The 17,822-nt window shown below is 72.6% G+C and carries 19 protein-coding genes; 8 read left to right on the forward strand and 11 right to left on the reverse strand.

What is annotated here, in order from left to right; all coding sequences use genetic code 11:
- Window positions 1-31: 31 nt before the first annotated feature.
- Complete coding sequence (locus ACFV3E_RS21885) at window positions 32-382, reverse strand: hypothetical protein (protein ID WP_500536123.1); 351 nt, start codon at window positions 380-382, stop codon at window positions 32-34.
- A 172-nt stretch (window positions 383-554) separates the two neighbouring features.
- Between ACFV3E_RS21885 and ACFV3E_RS21890 the strand changes: the two genes are divergently transcribed.
- Complete coding sequence (locus ACFV3E_RS21890; RefSeq protein WP_500536124.1) at window positions 555-1,178, forward strand: ATP-binding protein; 624 nt, start codon at window positions 555-557, stop codon at window positions 1,176-1,178.
- Window positions 1,179-1,325: 147 nt separating this feature from the next.
- Here ACFV3E_RS21890 and ACFV3E_RS21895 read toward each other — a convergent pair whose 3' ends face one another.
- Entirely contained in the window at window positions 1,326-2,102 is a 777-nt protein-coding gene (locus ACFV3E_RS21895) for a SigE family RNA polymerase sigma factor (protein ID WP_499513619.1), read from the reverse strand.
- A gap of 187 nt (window positions 2,103-2,289) precedes the next feature.
- Between ACFV3E_RS21895 and ACFV3E_RS21900 the strand changes: the two genes are divergently transcribed.
- From ACFV3E_RS21900 to ACFV3E_RS21920, 5 genes are all read left to right on the forward strand, one after another.
- Window positions 2,290-2,967 carry a response regulator gene (locus ACFV3E_RS21900; protein ID WP_026251393.1) on the forward strand — a complete coding sequence of 226 codons (678 nt, stop codon included), beginning with the start codon at window positions 2,290-2,292 and terminating at the stop codon, window positions 2,965-2,967.
- Window positions 2,964-4,517, forward strand: a complete 1,554-nt coding sequence (locus ACFV3E_RS21905; protein WP_500366869.1) for an ATP-binding protein — start codon at window positions 2,964-2,966, stop codon at window positions 4,515-4,517. Before ACFV3E_RS21900 ends, ACFV3E_RS21905 begins: the two co-directional genes overlap by 4 nt.
- A complete protein-coding gene (locus ACFV3E_RS21910) occupies window positions 4,514-5,176 on the forward strand; it encodes a hypothetical protein (RefSeq protein ID WP_500536125.1) in 663 nt (220 codons plus the stop codon). Before ACFV3E_RS21905 ends, ACFV3E_RS21910 begins: the two co-directional genes overlap by 4 nt.
- A 53-nt stretch (window positions 5,177-5,229) precedes the next feature.
- A complete protein-coding gene (locus ACFV3E_RS21915) occupies window positions 5,230-5,718 on the forward strand; it encodes a VanZ family protein (RefSeq protein WP_500536126.1) in 489 nt (162 codons plus the stop codon).
- 84 nt (window positions 5,719-5,802) lie between these two features.
- Window positions 5,803-6,003 carry a PspC domain-containing protein gene (locus ACFV3E_RS21920; protein WP_500366875.1) on the forward strand — a complete coding sequence of 67 codons (201 nt, stop codon included), beginning with the start codon at window positions 5,803-5,805 and terminating at the stop codon, window positions 6,001-6,003.
- A gap of 76 nt (window positions 6,004-6,079) precedes the next feature.
- On the opposite strand, the gene ACFV3E_RS21925 is transcribed toward ACFV3E_RS21920, so the two are convergent.
- The gene (locus ACFV3E_RS21925) at window positions 6,080-6,409 is read right to left on the reverse strand and encodes a hypothetical protein (protein ID WP_500536127.1); all 330 of its coding nucleotides are present in this window, start codon (window positions 6,407-6,409) and stop codon (window positions 6,080-6,082) included.
- 166 nt (window positions 6,410-6,575) lie between these two features.
- On the reverse strand, window positions 6,576-7,769 hold the full coding sequence (locus ACFV3E_RS21930) for an adenosine deaminase (RefSeq protein WP_500536128.1): 1,194 nt from the start codon (window positions 7,767-7,769) through the stop codon (window positions 6,576-6,578).
- 101 nt (window positions 7,770-7,870) lie between these two features.
- Between ACFV3E_RS21930 and ACFV3E_RS21935 the strand changes: the two genes are divergently transcribed.
- Window positions 7,871-8,656: an alpha/beta hydrolase gene (locus ACFV3E_RS21935; RefSeq protein WP_500536129.1), complete on the forward strand. Its 786-nt coding sequence runs from the start codon at window positions 7,871-7,873 to the stop codon at window positions 8,654-8,656.
- A gap of 23 nt (window positions 8,657-8,679) precedes the next feature.
- Here ACFV3E_RS21935 and ACFV3E_RS21940 read toward each other — a convergent pair whose 3' ends face one another.
- Complete coding sequence (locus ACFV3E_RS21940) at window positions 8,680-9,525, reverse strand: aminoglycoside phosphotransferase (RefSeq protein WP_500536130.1); 846 nt, start codon at window positions 9,523-9,525, stop codon at window positions 8,680-8,682.
- Window positions 9,526-9,583: 58 nt separating this feature from the next.
- The gene (locus tag ACFV3E_RS21945; RefSeq protein WP_500536131.1) at window positions 9,584-10,564 is read right to left on the reverse strand and encodes a LysR family transcriptional regulator; all 981 of its coding nucleotides are present in this window, start codon (window positions 10,562-10,564) and stop codon (window positions 9,584-9,586) included.
- A gap of 63 nt (window positions 10,565-10,627) precedes the next feature.
- Between ACFV3E_RS21945 and ACFV3E_RS21950 the strand changes: the two genes are divergently transcribed.
- On the forward strand, window positions 10,628-11,914 hold the full coding sequence (locus tag ACFV3E_RS21950; protein WP_500536132.1) for an MFS transporter: 1,287 nt from the start codon (window positions 10,628-10,630) through the stop codon (window positions 11,912-11,914).
- A 70-nt stretch (window positions 11,915-11,984) separates the two neighbouring features.
- Here ACFV3E_RS21950 and ACFV3E_RS21955 read toward each other — a convergent pair whose 3' ends face one another.
- From ACFV3E_RS21955 to ACFV3E_RS21975, 5 genes are read right to left on the reverse strand one after another with little or no spacing between them, the layout of a single operon-like run.
- Entirely contained in the window at window positions 11,985-13,262 is a 1,278-nt protein-coding gene (locus ACFV3E_RS21955; RefSeq protein WP_500326654.1) for a thymidine phosphorylase, read from the reverse strand.
- A gap of 15 nt (window positions 13,263-13,277) precedes the next feature.
- Window positions 13,278-13,700 (reverse strand): cytidine deaminase, encoded by a 423-nt coding sequence (locus ACFV3E_RS21960; protein ID WP_500536133.1) that lies wholly within the window; start codon window positions 13,698-13,700, stop codon window positions 13,278-13,280.
- On the reverse strand, window positions 13,697-14,986 hold the full coding sequence (locus ACFV3E_RS21965; protein WP_500536134.1) for an ABC transporter permease: 1,290 nt from the start codon (window positions 14,984-14,986) through the stop codon (window positions 13,697-13,699). The genes ACFV3E_RS21960 and ACFV3E_RS21965 overlap by 4 nt, the downstream gene beginning before the upstream one ends.
- Window positions 14,983-16,098, reverse strand: coding sequence for an ABC transporter permease (locus ACFV3E_RS21970; RefSeq protein ID WP_500536135.1), 1,116 nt, complete (start codon window positions 16,096-16,098; stop codon window positions 14,983-14,985). The genes ACFV3E_RS21965 and ACFV3E_RS21970 overlap by 4 nt, the downstream gene beginning before the upstream one ends.
- Window positions 16,095-17,645 carry an ABC transporter ATP-binding protein gene (locus tag ACFV3E_RS21975; RefSeq protein WP_500536136.1) on the reverse strand — a complete coding sequence of 517 codons (1,551 nt, stop codon included), beginning with the start codon at window positions 17,643-17,645 and terminating at the stop codon, window positions 16,095-16,097. The genes ACFV3E_RS21970 and ACFV3E_RS21975 overlap by 4 nt, the downstream gene beginning before the upstream one ends.
- Between the last annotated feature and the right edge of the window lie 177 nt (window positions 17,646-17,822).

Genomic DNA, 17,822 nt, shown 5'->3' on the forward strand with positions numbered 1-17,822 from the left:
GGGGCCCGCCGCCGTACGCGTCCGCGCGCCGTCAGCCGCCCTGCAGGGTCCTGACGGTGTCGCCGATCAGCGGCAGGTCGGCGACCGAGCGGCTGTCGGCGACCGGCTTGGTGACGTCCGCGGTGGAGACCGGCTTGAAGTCGGCGACCTGCGAACTCACCGCGTTGTCCAGGGGGTTGACGCTGGTCTGCGCGAACGGGTTCACCGGCAGGTGGTTCACCGTGCCGATCAGGGCCGACGTCGCCGCCCGGCCGGCCTCGGCGGCCGTGGCCGCACCTTCGCTCCGGGCGTCCGCGTGCGCCGCCCCCGCCGAGGCGACGGCCGCGACGGACGACACCGCGAGGACGGTGGCGCGGAGAAGGGTGCGGGAGAACTGCGACATGAGGATCCACCTGCCTGGTCCCCGGCCCGCGTACGGACCGGTCCCGGGACGGCGCGGCGGCCGTCCCCGTACGCGACAATGACGTCACTCACGGTAGTTGGTTGAACATCACGCATCCAAAGCATGTCCCGGCGGGTCACTCCAAAGGCTGAATGCGTCACACTGGTGTCCCGTGAGCTCTCGCCCTCCCGCCGCCCGCGTGATCCTGCTGACCGGCCCCTCCGGGTCCGGCAAGTCCTCCCTCGCCGCCCGCACCGGCCTGCCGGTCCTGCGACTGGACGACTTCTACAAGGAGGGTGACGACCCGTCCCTCCCGATGCTGCCGAGCGGCATCGGCGCCGACTGGGACTCCCCGCTGTCCTGGAACGCCGACGCGGCCGTCGCCGCCGTCGCGGAGCTGTGCGCCACGGGCCGGACCGCCGTCCCGGTGTACGAGCTCTCCTCCAGCTCCATCACCGGAGGGGCGGAGGTCGGCCTCGACGGTGCGCCGCTCTTCATAGCCGAGGGCATCTTCGCCGCCGACATCGTCGCGCGCTGCGCCGAACTCGGCCTGCTCGCCGACGCGCTGTGCCTGAGCCGCGGCGCGGCCACCACCGCCCGCCGCCGCTTCGTCCGGGACCTGCGCGAGGGCCGGAAGTCGCTCTCCTTCCTGCTGCGCCGCGGCTGGAACCTGATGCGCGCCGAGCGGGGCATCGTCGCCCGGCACGCGGCGCTCGGGGCGCACGTGTGCGACCGGGACGAGGCACTGGAACGGATCGGTCGCGCATCTTTTCCACCGGTCGCCGTCCGGGTTTGAACGAAACGGCGCGCGGGTCCGTAAGGACATGCGTGAGGGAGCGGTGCGCACAGACCCCCCGCTGCGCGCGACCGCTCCCTCTTGCTTCCCCCGATTCCCCCGATTCCCCCCCCCGTGGACCCCCCGGTTCCCCGTTCCCACCCGGCGTCAGGCGACCAGCTCGCCGAACGCCGCCTCCTCGTCGACGCCCGCGCTGAGCGTCTCGTCCTCGCGCAGCCGGCGCAGGGAGCGCCAGATGCTGCTCTTCACCGTGCCGACGCTGATGCCGAGGATCTCGGCGATCTCCGGGTCGGTGCGGCCCTCGTAGTAACGGAGCACCAGCATCGTGCGCTGCGGCTCCGGGAGCTTGGCCAGCGCCTGCCAGAGCACGGCCCGCAGCTCGGTGCCGCGCATCGCGTCCGTCTCGCCCGCCGTCTCCGGCAGCTCCTCGGTCGGGTACTCGTTGAGCTTGCGGCGCCGCCAGGCGCTGATGTGCAGGTTGGTCATGGTCCGGCGCAGGTAACCGCCGACCGCGGCCTTGTCGCTGATCCGGTCCCAGGCCCGGTAGGTGGAGAACAGCGCGCTCTGCAGCAGGTCCTCCGCCTCGAAGCGGTCCCCCGTCAGGTGGTAGGCGGTCGCGTACAGGGAGGCCCGGCGCTCCTGGACGTAGGCGGTGAAGTCCGCGTCCGCCGTGAAGCACCGCTCCCCCGGGATCTCCCGGGCCCCCGTGGCCTCCCCGTGGACGACACCCCCGTGCCCCCCGTCCCCCCCGTGACCGCCCTCGATCGCCGTGATGTACGGCGGCCTGGTGCGGACCACCTGACGCCCGGTGCCACGAGCGCACCCCCGCCCGCCCGTGGCACCGGACTTCTCGACGCCCCGACCCGCGGTGTGCAGGCGCGGCTGAAGGACTGCGGTGGTCGTCGTGCTGTGCAGTGCGTTCATTTCGCGCCCCCCGTGGGTGGAGCCGGCCTGGTCTTCGTACCCGTCCGGCGGGGGCCGCCCGGTAGGCGTCCCCGTCGATGACCAATAGCTTCCCGCGCCAGTTTCATGGCGTTGTCCGCCGAGTGTCACAGCCCCGTCACAGACGACGGCGGTACCTTCCACGGTCCACTTGGGAGAGAATGCGGGCGTGCCTTTCCTGTTGCTGATCGAGGACGACGACGCCATCCGAGCGAGCCTCGAACTCGCCCTGTCGCGCCAAGGCCACCGTGTGGTGGCCGCGGCCACGGGCGAAGACGGGCTGAAGCTGCTGCGCGAGCAGCGACCGGACCTGATCGTGCTGGACGTCATGCTCCCGGGCATCGACGGTTTCGAGGTGTGCCGTCGCATCCGGCGCACCGACCAGCTGCCGATCATCCTGCTGACCGCGCGCAGCGACGACATCGACGTCGTGGTGGGTCTGGAGTCCGGAGCCGACGACTACGTCGTCAAGCCCATCCAGCCGCGCGTGCTGGACGCCCGCATCCGCGCCGTGCTGCGCCGCGGCGAGCGGGACAGCACCGACGCGGCCGCCTTCGGCAGCATCGTCATCGACCGCTCGGCGATGACCGTGACGAAGAACGGCGAGGACCTGCAGCTCACGCCGACCGAGCTGCGGCTGCTGCTGGAGCTGAGCCGCCGTCCGGGGCAGGCCCTGTCCCGGCAGCAGTTGCTGCGCCTGGTGTGGGAGCACGACTACCTCGGCGACTCGCGCCTGGTGGACGCCTGTGTGCAGCGGCTGCGGGCCAAGATCGAGGACGTGCCCTCGTCGCCGACCCTGATCCGTACCGTCCGGGGTGTCGGGTACCGCCTGGACGCGCCGGCGTGAGTCAACCGCACCACGAGGACACGACCGGTGACAACACGACGGATCAACGGCTGAGCGGCTGGAGATCACGGCTGCTGCGGCTCACCAGCCTGCGGCTGCGCCTGGTCGCCGTCTTCGCCGCCGTGGCGCTGGCGGCCGCCGTGTCCGCCTCCGGAATCGCCTACTGGCTCAACCGTGACGCCGTGCTGACCCGCGCCCAGAACGCCGCGCTCAACGACTTCCGCGCCTCGATGACCCGCAACGCGGGCTCGCTGCCGCGGCACCCGTCCTGCGACAAACTGGCGGACGCCGCGCGCAGCATCGGCACCAGCACGCAGACCTACCAGGTGCTGCTGATCGGCACCGGCCCGGACGGCGAGCGCTGCGCGACCAAGTCGCAGAGCGACGGCTTCTCGCTGGACGCCGTCCCCGCGACGCTGCGCAAGGCCGTCAGCAAGCGCAACCCCAAGGAGGGCGACCCCGCCGAGTACCACCTGTACTGGCAGCGGGTCACCCGCAACGGACAGCCGTACCTGGTGGGCGGGGCCAAGGTGATCGGCGGCGGGCCCACCGGCTACATGTTCAAGTCGCTGGAGGCCGAGCGGAAGGACCTCAACTCGCTGGCCTGGTCGCTCGGCATCGCCACCGCCCTCGCCCTGATCGGTGCGGCGCTGCTGGCCCAGGCCGCGGCCTCCACCGTGCTGCGGCCCGTGGCACGCCTCGGCGACGCCGCCAGGAGGCTCGGCGAGGGCAAGCTCGACACCCGGCTGCGGGTCACCGGCACCGACGAACTCGCCGAGCTGTCAAGGACGTTCAACCGCACCGCGGAGCGGCTGGAGCGACGCGTCGACGAGCTCAGCCAGCGTGAGGCGGCCAGCCGCCGCTTCGTCGCCGACATGTCGCACGAGCTGCGCACCCCGCTGACGGCGATCACCGCCGTGACCGAGGTGCTGGAGGACGAGGCGGACTCCCTCGACCCGATGATCGCCCCCGCGGTGCGGCTGGTGGTGAGCGAGACCAAGCGCCTGGGCGAGCTGGTGGAGAACCTGATGGAGGTCACCCGCTTCGACGCGGGCACCGCACGCCTGGTCATGGACGACGTCGACGTCTCCGACCTGGTCACCGCCTGCATCGACGCCCGTGCCTGGCTCGACGCGGTGGAGCTGGACGCGCCGCGCGGCATCATCGCGCTGCTCGACCCGCGCCGCATCGACGTGATCCTGGCCAACCTGATCGGCAACGCCCTCAAGCACGGCGGATCGCCGGTCCGCGTCAAGGTGCGGCAGGACGGGGACGAGCTCGTGGTCGAGGTCGCCGACAACGGCCCGGGCATCCCGGAGGACGTGCTGCCGCACGTCTTCGACCGGTTCTTCAAGGCGGACGCCTCCCGGGCCCGTTCCGAGGGGAGCGGCCTGGGCCTGTCCATCGCCCTGGAGAACGCGCACATCCACGGCGGAGAGATCGCCGCGGCCAACAACCCCGGTGGCGGCGCGGTGTTCACGCTGCGTCTGCCGATGCGCACCGGTGCCGGCCAGGCGGCGGAGACCGAGGAAGGGAACGAGAGCAAGTGACGCAGCCGTCCCGGGGCGCCGCCCCGGACGCCCCGGGTCTCCCGTCCGCGGGTGCCGCCCGCCGTCGCCGGCGCGCCCCGCTCCTCATCCTGCTCGGCGTGGTCCTGCTGGCCGGCTGCGGCATCCGCACCACCTCGGTGCCGGTGGACGCCGGGCCCGCGCCCTCCCGTGTCTCCTGCGCGGTGCCGGACGAGGAGGCGAGCCCCACGGCGACGGCCTCCGCGTCGCCCCAGGGCCCGGCCGCCCGGGTGTTCCTGGTGTGCAGCGCCCAGGTGGCCGCGGTGAACCGCTCGGTGCGGACCGGGGGCCTGGACCAGCTGGGCATGGCCGTGCTGCTCCTGCGCGAACTGCAGCGCAAGCCGCGCGGCGGCGAGTCGTCGGCCGGCTTCACCACGGCCGTGCAGGGCGACCTGGCCGTGGAGGGACCGCGCCGCGACGACCCGCGCGGATCGCTCCGGCTCAGCGCCCCGCTGGGCGACCTGCCGCCGTTCGCGCTCGCCCAGCTGGTCTGCACGTACGCCGGTACGGCCGCGGGCTCCGGCAGCGGCGGGGTGCTCCTGGGCGGCTCCGACGACACCCCGGTGCGCCGCTTCACCTGCACCGGGGACCTGCGCACCGACCCCGAGGCGGCGGAAACCGCTGGAACCGCCGTGAAGTGACAGACGTCCTTCCAGGCGTGCGGCGCGACGGCTCTCTCCCGAAAGTGCGCGCGGTGGGCCTGGTACTCGCCGCGGTCCATCTGGCTCTGGTGGGGTGGCTGATGTTGCGTCCGCAGTACGTGCCCTGGGTGGACGCCCCCAACCTCCGTCCGTTCGCCTCCATCCGCTCCGACCTCGCCATGGGGCCCGCGGAGGCGGCCCGCCGGATCGGCGCGGGGCTGGCGCTGCTGGCCCCACTGGGCGTGCTGCTGCCGATGGCCGGCGGCCGGGTGCGGGTGTCGGCGCCGGGCTCGTTCGCCCGCACGGTCTTCGCGGGGCTGATGATCTCGCTGGCCCTGGAGTTCGTGCAGACCGGGGTGCCGGGCCAGATCTTCGACGTGGACGCCCTGCTGCTCAACACGGCGGGCGTCGCGCTGGCCCACCTCGCCGTGGTGCCCGCGGCCCGCATGTGGGTGCACCGGCGCAGCGTCCGCCGGGAGGACCGGCTGACCGCCGCTCAGGGGCGGACCCCGAGGATTCCCAGGGTCGGGATCGCACCGTAGAGCGACGATTCACGGCGGTATGCGCTCGTACGGTGATGTCATCGGCCGGAGAGACCGGCCTGGACTCCCGAAGGAGCACCCGCCATGTCCGCACTGGTCCGCCCCCGTCACGGCCGGATGATCGCCGGGGTCTGCGCCGGACTCGCAGACCGGTTCGGCACCTCCGCCACCACGATGCGTGTGATCTTCCTGCTGTCGTGCCTGCTGCCCGGGCCGCAGTTCCTGCTCTACCTCGCGCTGTGGCTGCTGCTGCCGGACGAGGGGCGTGCGAAGACCGCCGTGTGACGCCACGGGCCCCGGAACACCTGCGGGCCGCACCCCCGAGGGGGCGCGGCCCGTCCGGCGTTCGTCCGGGTGGTGCTCAGCCGCCGATCGGCAGGCCCTGCAGCGGCAGCTGACCCAGCGGCGACTGGCCGCCGACGGGGAGGCCGCCGAGCAGGGTGCTCAGGCCAGTGGGGGCGTTCTGCACGCCGGGGACGATGTTGGCGGTCTTCGGCAGGCCGCTGGTCACGGCGCCGACCGGGACCGACTTCGCCACGTCGGCGACCGGCACGGAGGCCGGCAGGGCCGAGGCGTCCGGCAGGCCCAGGTTGGTGTCCGTCGGAGCGGCGGAGGCGACGCCCGCGGCGGCCCCGACGAAGGCCACGCCCAGCGCGGCGGCACCGAGAGTCTTGACGGTTCCGGTCTTCATGGTTGCGATCCTCGTGATGGGGGATGGTGCGTCCGCCGCGGCACACACGGAACGTGTTCGCGGGATTTCGGAACGTATCGACGGGACGCGGGGCGGTGCAAGCGGCCACGCGTGGCCGCACGCGACCGGGGCCGCCCCGCCGCCGCCCGGCGGGACGGCCCGCGTCTCATCCCTCTTCCGGCGAGGAATCGCTGGCCACGGCGGTGGCGGCGGCCGTCTGGCGGAACAGCCACTCGGCCTTCAGCTCCGAGTATCCGGGCTTGATCACGTCATTGATCATCGCGAGACGTTCATCGAAAGGGATGAACGCGGACTTCATCGCGTTGACCGTGAACCACTGCATGTCGTCGAGCGTGTAGCCGAAGGCGGCCACCAGTTCGGCGAACTCGCGGCTCATGCTCGTGCCGCTCATCAGGCGGTTGTCGGTGTTGACCGTGACCCGGAAGTGCAGCCGGCGCAGCAGCCCGATGGGATGTTCCGCGTACGAGGCGGCCGCGCCGGTCTGCAGGTTGGAGGTGGGGCACATCTCCAGGGGGATGCGCTTGTCGCGCACGTAGTTGGCGAGCCGCCCGAGCGAGACCGTGCCGTCGTCCGCGACCTCGATGTCGTCGATGATGCGCACGCCGTGCCCGAGCCGGTCGGCGCCGCACCACTGCAGGGCCTGCCAGATCGAGGGCAGGCCGAAGGCCTCGCCGGCGTGGATGGTGAAGTGGAAGTTCTCCCGCTGGAGGTACTCGAAGGCGTCGAGGTGGCGGGTGGGCGGGAAGCCGGCCTCGGCGCCCGCGATGTCGAAGCCGACGACGCCCCGGTCGCGGTAGCGGATGGCGAGTTCGGCGATCTCCTGCGAGCGGGCGGCGTGCCGCATGGCGGTGAGCAGGGCGCCCACCCGGATCCGGCCGCCCGCCTCGCGGGCCCGCCGTTCGCCTTCCCGGAAGCCCTCGTTGACGGCCTCCACGACCTCGTCGAGGGAGAGCCCGCGTTCGACGTGGAGCTCGGGGGCGTAGCGCACCTCGGCGTAGACGACGCCGTCCGCGGCGAGGTCCTCGGCGCACTCGGCGGCGACCCGGGTGAGCGCCTCGCGGCTCTGCATGACGCCGACCGTGTGCGAGAACGTCTCCAGGTAACGTTCCAGCGAGCCGGAGTCGGCGGCCTCGCGGAACCAGGTGCCGAGCTTGTCCGGACCGGTCTCCGGCAGGCCGTCGTAGCCCGACGCGCGGGCGAGGTCGACGACGGTCCCGGGGCGGACGCCGCCGTCGAGGTGGTCGTGGAGCAGCACCTTGGGCGCACGGCGGATCTGCTCGGGCGTGGGGGTGGCCCCCGCAGCGCCCGCGGGGAAGGGGAGCGTGCTTGAGCTCGTCATTTCCGAAACATACCCCCTACGCGCGTAGAACTCTTGGATGATGCCGAATATTGACCTCCCGGCCAGGTCGTGCACACCTTCCCGTCTGCCATGGTTACGCCATGGCTTCGCAAGCTTTACCGGTGCGTGGTGCGCGGTTGGGGAAGAGAGTGACACCGGGTCTGAACCCGGCGGTACGGCGGGATACGGACGACGAGGCGGTCCGTGCCGCCGTGCTGCTGCTGCCCGGCGGCAGTGCGCTGAGCACCCGTCGGCGCTCCCCCGTGGCCGCCGCGGCGATGGTGCCGCTGGCCCGCCGGCTGGTGCGGGCCGCGGGCCGCGGTGAGGGTCTGGCCGTGCACGTCGTGCACTACCGCTTCCGCGGCTGGAACGGCGGTCACGCCCACCCGGCCGAGGACGCGCGGTGGGCGGTCGACGAGGTCGTCCGCCGCTACGGTGACGTACCGGTGTCGCTGGTCGGCATGGACATGGGCGGCCGCGCCGCGCTGCGCGCGGCGGGCCATCCGGCCGTCAACTCGGCGGTCGCCATAGCGCCGTGGCTGCCGGACGGGCCGGAGCCGGATCCGGTGAAGCAGCTGATAGGCCGCCACGTCCTGATCGTGCACGGCACGAACGACGACTCCACGGACCCCGACCTCTCCTACCGCCTGGCCGAACGGGTCAAGAAGGTCAACCGGGACGTGTGCCGGTTCGAGGTGCACACCGACGGCCATCTGCTCCACGACCACCGGGCCGAAGTCGCCTCCCTGACCGCCGACTTCGTCCTCGGCACCCTGCTGGGGCGGTCCTTCGCCCGCCCGGTCGCCGACGCGCTGGCCGCCCCTCCCCCGCTCGGCCTGCGCATGCCACTGGCCTCGGGTTTCGGACGGTCGCCCCAACTGCGCTGAGCGCGCGGCGGCCGCCGCCGGGGTCACCCCCCGCGGACCCTGCGTTCGACGAGGTCGGCCACCCGGGTGAACCCGGCCATCCCGTCCCCGGGCAGGGCGGCGCCAGGACCGGCCAGGACGGCCGACGCGCCCAGGCGGAAGAGCAGGGCGCGCAGGAGCATCTGCGCGCCGTCGGCACCGGGGACCGCCCAGTCCACCAGACCGTGCCCGGCGCGGTGGTGGAGCAGGCCGTCGGCCACCACGATCGCGTCGGCGTACGCGACGGGCCGCCAGTACGGCGAGAAGTCGATGATCGCGGGGGCCCGGCCGGCCGCGAAGAGGACGTTCCCCGTCAGGTCGCCATGGATGAGCTGGTCCCGCGCGTCGACCGGTTCGCGGAGCCGTTCCATCCTGGTGACCAGCCGCCGGATCTCCGCCGGCGCCACCGCCGGCGCCACCGCTGTCGACTCGCCCCAGGCGAAGCGGTCGGCCACCGCCCACGGATGCCGGTGCGCGTCCAGGCGGCCGGGTCGCGGCACATCGCGAAGAGCCTCGTGGAAGGCCCTGCCCGCGGCCAGCAGGGCGCCCCATCTGCCGGCGGGGCCGGGCTCTCCCATCAGGAACTCGGTCGCCGCCCATCCATCGACGACGTGACCGCCACCCACGGAGCGCAGGAATCGCGGTACCCGGAAGTCCCGGCGGCCCTGCAGACGTTCCATCAGCCCCGCGGCCCAGTCGGTCTCCGCGGCGTCGGCGCCCGGCTTCAGCACCGCGCCCGCCACCCGGACGCTGCGCCCCTGGCCTCCTGCGAGCGGCTCGGGCCGGCCAAAGAGCCCGAAGGCTTCCAGGACATGCGGGGGCGGCAGGGCAGGGTCGGTCGCAGGGGGCATGCCCCGTATCCTCCGGGACCGGCGGCACTGCGCGCATCCGCGTTCCGGGCCGGCGCCGTCAGCCGGGGAGGAGCTGACCGCGCCTGCCGAGCAGGAACTGCTTGAACGCGGCGACGGGGGCCGTGTCGGGGTGGCCGCCGAGCCAGGCCACGCCGATCTCCCGGACCGCGCGCGGGGCGGTGACGGTCAGCTCCACGACGCCGGGACGCGGGACGAGCGGAGGCGGCAGCAGGGCCACCCCGAGCCCGGCCGCGACCAGGCCGCGCAGGGTCTCGGCCTCCTCCCCCTCGAAGGCCACCCGCGGGGTGAAGCCCGCCTCCGCGCAGAGGGCGTCGGTGATGCGCCGCAGCCCGTAACCGGCTTCCAGACTCACGAACAGCTCCCCAGACGCCTCCGCCAGGCGCACCCTGCGACGGGAGGCGAGCCGGTGGTCGGCGGGGACGACCAGCCGCAGCCGCTGCTCGTCGAGGCGCCGGACGACCAGGTCGGGGGCGTCCGGCACCGGTGAGGTCAGGCAGAGGTCCAGATCGCCCGCGCGCAGCCCGGCGAGCATCGCCTCGCCGTAGTTCTGCACGAGCTGGAAGCGGATCCGCGGATGGTCGGCGCGGAAGGCCCGCAGCAGGGCCGGTACGGTCTCCGGGCCGAGCGTGTGGAGGAAGCCGAAGGCGACCCGTCCCGACTGCGGGTCGGCGTCGGCGCGTACGGACTCGGCCGAGCGCTCCACCTCGCCCAGCGCCCGCTCCACCGAGGCGAGGAAGCCGCGGCCCGCGGGCGTGAGCGAGACCGTACGGCCCTGACGGGCGAAGAGCGTGACGCCCAGGTCGAGTTCGAGCCGGACCATGGCCCGGCTGAGCGTGGACTGGGGCACCCCCAGCTCGCGCGCCGCGCGGGTGACGTGCTCGTGCCGCGCCACCGCGGCGAACTGGGCGAGCCTGGGGGCCAGGACCGCCGCCCAGGAGGTGCTGTCCAGCTCTGCCCGCGTGTCTGTTGCGTCACGGGACGGTGACAGCGACCGTGTTGACCTCGCTTCATGCGCCATGGGAACGATTATGGCCACTCCGTGCATTGGACGCATGAAACCGGCCCGGCCTAGCGTGAAGGCATGTCTCCCGCCGATACAGGGGCGTCCACCGTGACACGGCCGGGCGCCGCCGCCTCCGCCCCCTCAGCCGCCGCACTGCGACCGGGTGAACCCGGCTACCGACGCGCCATCCTGGCCCTTTTCGCCGCGGGACTCGCCACCTTCGCCCTCCTCTACTCCACGCAGGCCCTGCTGCCGGCGCTCTCCACGGGCCTGTCCCTCAGCCCCGCCCAGGCCAGCCTCACCGTCTCGGCCACCACCGCCGCCCTGGCGCTGGCCCTGCTGCCGGTGAGCGCGCTGAGCGAGAAGTACGGCCGCACGGCCGTGATGACGGCGTCGGTCTTCAGCGCCTCGGCACTGGCCCTGGTCATCCCCTTCGCGCCGGACCTCACCACCCTGGTCGTCCTGCGCGCCGTGCAGGGCGTGGCCCTCGCCGGGCTCCCGGCGACCGCGATGGCGTACCTCGGCGAGGAGATCCACCCCAAGGCGGTCGCCTCCGCGATCGGCCTCTACGTCGCGGGCAACAGCATCGGCGGCATGAGCTCCCGGGTCCTCACCGGCGCCGTGGCGCAGGCCTTCGGCTGGCGCGCCGCGCTGTTCGCCGCCGGCGCCATGGCGGTGCTGTGCGCCGTCGCCTTCCGCCTGCTGATCCCCACCGCCCGCAACTTCCGTCCCGGGCCGGTCAGTCCCGCCGCCCTCCGGCGCACGGTGACCGGCCACCTGGGCACCCCGCTGCTGCGCCGGCTCTACCTGATCGGGCTGCTCTTCATGGCGGTCTTCGGCGCCGTCTACAACGTGCTGGGCTACCGGCTCGCCGCCGAGCCCTTCGGCCTGTCGCAGACCGCGATCGGCCTCATCTTCCTGGTCTACCTGGTCGGCACCGGCGCCTCCGCGGCCTCCGGCGTCCTGCACGCCCGCCTCGGGCGGCGCGGCGCCCTGTACGTCGCCGTGGTGCTGGCCGCAGGCGGGCTGCTGCTCACCCTCGCGGGCTCCCTCACCGCCGTGCTGACCGGACTGGTCCTCATCACGGCCGGCTTCTTCACCGGCCACTCCATCGCCTCCGGCGCGGTCAGCCGCACCGCCACCACCGGCCGCGCCCAGGCCTCCGCGCTCTACCTGACCGCGTACTACGTCGGCAACAGCCTCGGCGGCACCCTGGGTGCCTCCGCCTTCCACACCGCCGGCTGGGGCGGCACCGTCGCCCTGTGCCTGGCCGCCGTCCTGGGCGTCGCGGGGATCACCGTGTACGCTACCCGGCGCGCGGTCGCGGACCGGCGGCTCGCCGTCCCTGCGGGACGCACGGTCTGACGGCCGTACGACGGAGAACGGGACCGGTGGAAGTCCACCGGTCCCGTTCCGTGTCGCGGGGCGGCCCCGCTCAGGCGATGCGGTCCAGCACGATCGGGGCCGGCGTGAACGCGGTGCCCGCCGGGGAGATCTCGACGCCGCCGGCGAGGGCCGCCAGTGCGTAGTCGAACTTCTCCGGGGTGTCGGTGTGCAGGGTCAGCAGCGGCTGGCCCTGCGTGACCGTGGCACCCGGCTTGGCGTGCAGCTCGACGCCCGCGCCGGCCTGCACCGGGTCCTCCTTGCGCGCCCGGCCGGCGCCGAGGCGCCAGGCGGCGACACCGACGGCGTAGGCGTCCAGGCCGGTGAGGACACCGGACCGCTCGGCCGTGACGACGTGCTGCTCGCGCGCGACGGGCAGCGCCGCGTCCGGGTCGCCGCCCTGCGCGGCGACCATGCGGCGCCACACGTCCATGGCGGAGCCGTCGGCGAGCGCCTTGGCGGGGTCGGCGTCCTTCAGCCCCGCCGCGTCGAGCATCTCGCGCGCCAGGGCGACGGTCAGCTCGACCACGTCGGCCGGGCCCCCGCCCGCCAGCACCTCGACGGACTCGCGGACCTCCAGCGCGTTGCCCGCGGTCAGGCCGAGCGGGGTGGACATGTCGGTGAGCAGCGCCACGGTCTTCACGCCGTGGTCGGTGCCCAGCCCCACCATCGTGGAGGCCAGCTCGCGGGCCTGCTCCAGGTTCTTCATGAAGGCGCCGGAGCCGACCTTGACGTCCAGGACGAGCGAGCCCGTGCCCTCGGCGATCTTCTTGGACATGATCGACGAGGCGATCAGCGGGATCGCCTCGACGGTGCCGGTCACGTCGCGCAGCGCGTACAGCTTCTTGTCGGCGGGGGCGAGGCCGTCGCCCGCGGCGCAGATGACGGCGCCGGTGTCGCCCAGGACCCGCAGCATCTCCTCGTTGGACAGCAGCGCCCGCCAGCCCGGGATGGACTCCAGCTTGTCCAGGGTGCCGCCGGTGTGGCCGAGGCCGCGGCCGGACAGCTGGGGGACGGCCGCGCCGCAGGCCGCGACCAGGGGCGCGAGCGGCAGCGTGATCTTGTCGCCGACGCCACCGGTGGAGTGCTTGTCGGCGGTCGGGCGGGGCAGCGAGGAGAAGTCCATGCGCTCGCCGCTGGCGATCATCGCAGCCGTCCAGCGCGCGATCTCGGACCGGTCCATGCCGTTGAGCAGGATCGCCATCGCGAGCGCGGACATCTGCTCGTCGGCGACCTCACCCTTGGTGTAGGCGTCGATGACCCAGTCGATCTGGTCGTCGCCGAGGCGGCCGCCGTCGCGCTTGGTGCGGATGACGGAAATGGCGTCCATGGTTCACGTACCTTCTTAGCGGTTGGTCAGGTCGTCCGGGCCGAACGCGTCGGGGAGGACGTCGCGCATCGTGCGGATGCCGTCGGACATCTCCACCAGCAGTTCGGGGCCGCCGTGCTCCCACAGCAGCTGACGGCAGCGGCCGCACGGCATCAGCTGGTCGCCCTTGCGGTCGACGCAGGTGAAGGCGACGAGCCGGCCGCCCCCGGTGGCGTGCAGGATCGACACCAGCCCGCACTCGGCGCACAGCCCGAGGCCGTAGCTGGCGTTCTCCACGTTGCACGCCGAGATGACCCGCCCGTCGTCCACCAGCGCGGCCACGCCGACGGGGAAGTGCGAGTAGGGGACGTAGGCCCGGGACATGGCGTCCCGGGCCTGCGCCCGCAGGCCTTCCCAGTCGACGTCGTCGACGCCGACCGGGCCCGCGGCGTCGCTCACTTGCCCTGACCCTTCCGGTACCTCATACCGTCAGCCTTGGGCATCCTCAGACGTTGTGCCGACAGGGAGAGCACCAGCAGGGTGACGACGTACGGGGTCGCTCCCACGAACTCGCCGGGCACCTCGTCGGTGAACAGGTACCAGCCCAGCACCGCCGCGCCGACGACCAGGCTGACGCCGCCCTGCCAGAAGCTGCGCTTCCACAGCTTCCAGGCCGCCAGCACCACCAGCAGGACCACCAGGAGCAGCAGCAGCGCGTGCACCGTCGGGCCGCCGTTGCGCAGCTGGAGCGCGTCGGAGTAGCCGAACAGTCCGGCGCCGGTGGCGAGGCCGCCGACGCGCCAGTTGCCGAAGATCATCGCGGCGAGGCCGATGTAGCCGCGGCCGCCGGTCTGGCCCTCGAGGTAGATGTGCGCGGGGACCATCGCCAGGAAGGCGCCGCCGAGGCCGGCGAGACCGCCGGAGGTGATCACGGCGACGTACTTGTACAGGTACACGTTGACGCCGAGCGACTCGGCCGCGACCGGGTTCTCACCGCAGGACCGCAGCCGCAGACCGAACGGGCTGCGCCACAGCAGGAAGAAGCTGCCGACGAAGAGCAGCACCGCGACGATCGTCAGCGCGGAGACGTCGGTGACCAGGCCGCCGAGCACGCCGGCGAGGTCCGAGACGAAGAACCAGCCGTGCTTCTCGATGCTCGCCAGCCCGTCGGACAGCCCGGGGATGTCGAACGACGGCAGGGCGTCGACCGGTGGGGACTGCTTGGGGTTGCCGCCCTTGGTGGCCGCGTCGCCGGTGGAGAACCACAGCTTGGCGAGGTACTGGGTGGCACCGAGCGCCAGGATGTTGATGGCCACGCCCGAGATGATGTGGTCGACGCCGAAGGTGACGGTGGCGACCGCGTGGATCAGACCGCCGAGCGCACCGCCGACGACACCGGCGAGGACGCCCAGCCACGGGTTGGTCTGCCAGCCGGCCCAGGCACCGAAGAAGGTGCCGAGGATCATCATGCCCTCGAGGCCGATGTTGACCACGCCGGAGCGCTCGGACCACAGACCGGCCAGACCGGCCAGGCCGATCGGCACGGCGAGGCCGAGCGCCGCGGTGATCTGGCCCTGGGCGGTGAGCTGGTCCTGACCGGTGATGATCCGCACCACCGACACCAGCGCGAGCGCGGCGGCGATGATCAGCAGGACCATCGGGAAGGAGAGGCGGCCCTTGCGGCCCTTGGCCCCTGCGGCCTTGGGAGCCGCGGGCGGCGGGGTCTGGGTCATCGTGGCGGTCACGCCGTCACCTCCTTCTTGGTGCGGGCCTGGGCGGCGAGTTCCTCGCCGACCTTCTGCTGCTGGCGCTTGAGGCCGTAACGCCGGACGACCTCGTAGGCGATGACGACGCTCAGGACGATGACGCCCTGCATGACGCCGACGATCTCCTTGTCGTAGCCGTCGAACTCCAGGCGGCCCGAGCCACGCTCCAGGAAGCCCCACAGCAGCGCCGCCAGCGCGACGCCGACCGGGTTGTTGCGGCCCAGCAGGGCCACCGAGATGCCGGTGAAGCCGATGCCGGCCGGGAAGAGGTCGGAGCCGTAGGCGTGGGCGTCGTTCAGCAGCAGCGGCATGCCGGTGAGACCGGCCAGACCGCCGGAGATCAGCATGCTGGTGATCACCATGCGCTTGACGCTGACGCCGCTCGCGGTGGCGGCGCTCTCGGACATGCCGACGCTGCGCAGGTCGAAGCCGAAGCGGGTACGGCCCAGCACGAACCAGTAGCCGACGCCGATGACCACGGCGAGCACGACGAAGCCGTAGATCTGGCCGACGTCCTCGCCCATGTCGAAGTTGAACAGGTGGCCGGAGGAGGGCAGCGGCGTGGTCGACACCGAGGTCTGCGCCTTGTCCAGGTGGCCGAGCCGGCCGTCCTTGAGCAGGTAGCCGACGATGTAGGTGGCGATCGAGTTCAGCATGATGGTCGCGATGACCTCGCTGACCCCGCGCGAGGTCTTCAGCAGGCCCGCGATACCGGCCCACATCGCGCCGACGATCATGGCGACCACGATGATCAGCGGGACCTGCAGGAAGCCCGGCAGCGTCACCGCGCCGCCGACGGCCGCGGCGAAGAAGGCACCCAGGCGGTACTGGCCCTCGACACCGATGTTGAACAGGTTCATGCGGAAGCCGACGGCCACCGCGATGCCCGCGATGTAGTACGTGGTCGCCTTGTTGATGATCTCGACCTGGCTGTCGCTCTTGAAGCCGTAGTCGAACATCGTCCCGAAGGCGCCGAACGGCTCCTTGCCCGTGGCGAGCAGCACCAGCGCCGTGATCACGAACGCGGCCACGAGCGCCAGCACGGGGGCGGCGACGGCGAGGAGCACCCGCTCCTTGTCGATCTTCTTCATCGTTCCTCTCCCCCGTGGTCGGCGTCGCCGTCCTCGTGCTCGAGATGGCCGGTGGCCGCGCCGGTCATCGCGGAGCCCAGCTCCTCCGGGGTGATGGTGGCGGGGTCGGCGTCGGCGACCAGACGGCCGCGGTACATGACGCGCAGGGTGTCGGACAGGCCGATCAGCTCGTCCAGGTCGGCGGAGATCAGCAGGACCGCCAGGCCCTCGCGCCGGGCCTCACGGATCTGGTCCCAGATCTGGGCCTGCGCGCCGACGTCCACGCCGCGGGTGGGGTGCGCGGCGATCAGCAGCTTGGGCCGATGGCTCATCTCGCGGCCGACGATCAGCTTCTGCTGGTTGCCGCCGGACAGGGACGCGGCGGTCACCTCGATGCCGGGGGTGCGGACGTCGTACTCGCGCACGATCCGCTCGGTGTCGCGGCGGGCCGCGGCCGGGTCGAGGAAGCCGCCCTTGCTGTTGGGGCGCTCGGTGACGTGGCCCAGGATGCGGTTCTCCCAGAGCGGGGCCTCCAGCAGCAGGCCGTGCCGGTGCCGGTCCTCGGGGATGTAGCCGATGCCGTCCTCGCGGCGCTTGCGCGTCGGGCGGTGGGTGATCTCGTCGCCGTCGAGGCCGATCCGGCCCGTGTCGGGCGGCAGGATGCCCATGATCGCCTCGACGAGCTCCGCCTGGCCGTTGCCCTCGACACCCGCGATGCCGAGGACCTCGCCCTTGTGGATGGTGAAGGAGATCTGGTCCAGGACGACGCGCTCGATGCCCTCCAGGTCGGTCTCCGACAGGTGCAGACCCTCGATGGTCAGCATCGGGACGTCGGTGACCGTGGACTCCCGGGTCTCGGGGGACGGCAGCTCGCTGCCGACCATCAGCTCCGCGAGCTGCTTCGGGGTCGTGGTCCGCGGGTCGGCGGAGCCGACCGTGGTGCCCCGGCGGATGACGGTGATCTCGTCGGCGACGGAGAGCACCTCGCCCAGCTTGTGGGAGATGAAGATGACGGTCAGGCCCTCGGCCTTGAGCTCGCGCAGGTTGTCGAAGAGCGCGTCGACCTCCTGCGGGACGAGGACCGCGGTCGGCTCGTCGAGGATCAGCGTACGGGCGCCGCGGAAGAGGACCTTCAGGATCTCGACGCGCTGACGGTCGGCGACACCGAGGTCCTCCACCAGGACGTCCGGGCGCACCCCGAGGCCGTAGGCGTCGGAGATCTCCTTGATCTTGGCCCGGGCCTTGCCGCCGATGCCGTACAGCTTCTCGCTGCCGAGGACGACGTTCTCGAGGACGGTGAGGTTGTCGGCGAGCATGAAGTGCTGGTGCACCATGCCGATGCCGCGGGCGATGGCGTCGCCCGGGTCGTGGAAGGTGACCCGCTCGCCGTCGATGGTGATGGTGCCCTCGTCCGGCTTCTGCATGCCGTAGAGGATCTTCATCAGGGTCGACTTGCCGGCGCCGTTCTCGCCCACGAGGGCGTGCACCGTGCCACGGCGAACCGTGATGTCGATGTCGTGGTTGGCCACGACTCCTGGGAATCGCTTGGTGATGCCGCGGAGCTCCACGGCATTCTGGCTGGGGGGGCTGGACGCGTTGATGGCGCACTCTCCTCGCGGAAAAGAGCGGGGCGGGCGGGGTGTGGCGAACGTATCGCGAGGAGGGGCCTCTACGCGCGTAGCGTTGCCAGATCCATAAGGGGAAGAGTCACAATGGACACCGCGTGCGTGACACCCGGCTGAACG

Source organism: Streptomyces sp. NPDC059718, from assembly GCF_042733315.1.
GTDB lineage: Bacteria > Actinomycetota > Actinomycetes > Streptomycetales > Streptomycetaceae > Actinacidiphila.

Coding starts and splice junctions, on each gene's coding strand:
- ACFV3E_RS21920 (WP_500366875.1), top strand. CDS start 5,803: ATGTCCGCACTGGTCCGCCCCCGTCACGGCCGGATGATCGCCGGGGTC.
- ACFV3E_RS21945 (WP_500536131.1), bottom strand. CDS start 10,564: ATGGCGCATGAAGCGAGGTCAACACGGTCGCTGTCACCGTCCCGTGAC.
- ACFV3E_RS21895 (WP_499513619.1), bottom strand. CDS start 2,102: ATGAACGCACTGCACAGCACGACGACCACCGCAGTCCTTCAGCCGCGC.
- ACFV3E_RS21885 (WP_500536123.1), bottom strand. CDS start 382: ATGTCGCAGTTCTCCCGCACCCTTCTCCGCGCCACCGTCCTCGCGGTG.
- ACFV3E_RS21950 (WP_500536132.1), top strand. CDS start 10,628: ATGTCTCCCGCCGATACAGGGGCGTCCACCGTGACACGGCCGGGCGCC.
- ACFV3E_RS21970 (WP_500536135.1), bottom strand. CDS start 16,098: ATGAAGAAGATCGACAAGGAGCGGGTGCTCCTCGCCGTCGCCGCCCCC.
- ACFV3E_RS21940 (WP_500536130.1), bottom strand. CDS start 9,525: ATGCCCCCTGCGACCGACCCTGCCCTGCCGCCCCCGCATGTCCTGGAA.
- ACFV3E_RS21930 (WP_500536128.1), bottom strand. CDS start 7,769: ATGACGAGCTCAAGCACGCTCCCCTTCCCCGCGGGCGCTGCGGGGGCC.
- ACFV3E_RS21935 (WP_500536129.1), top strand. CDS start 7,871: ATGGCTTCGCAAGCTTTACCGGTGCGTGGTGCGCGGTTGGGGAAGAGA.
- ACFV3E_RS21925 (WP_500536127.1), bottom strand. CDS start 6,409: ATGAAGACCGGAACCGTCAAGACTCTCGGTGCCGCCGCGCTGGGCGTG.
- ACFV3E_RS21955 (WP_500326654.1), bottom strand. CDS start 13,262: ATGGACGCCATTTCCGTCATCCGCACCAAGCGCGACGGCGGCCGCCTC.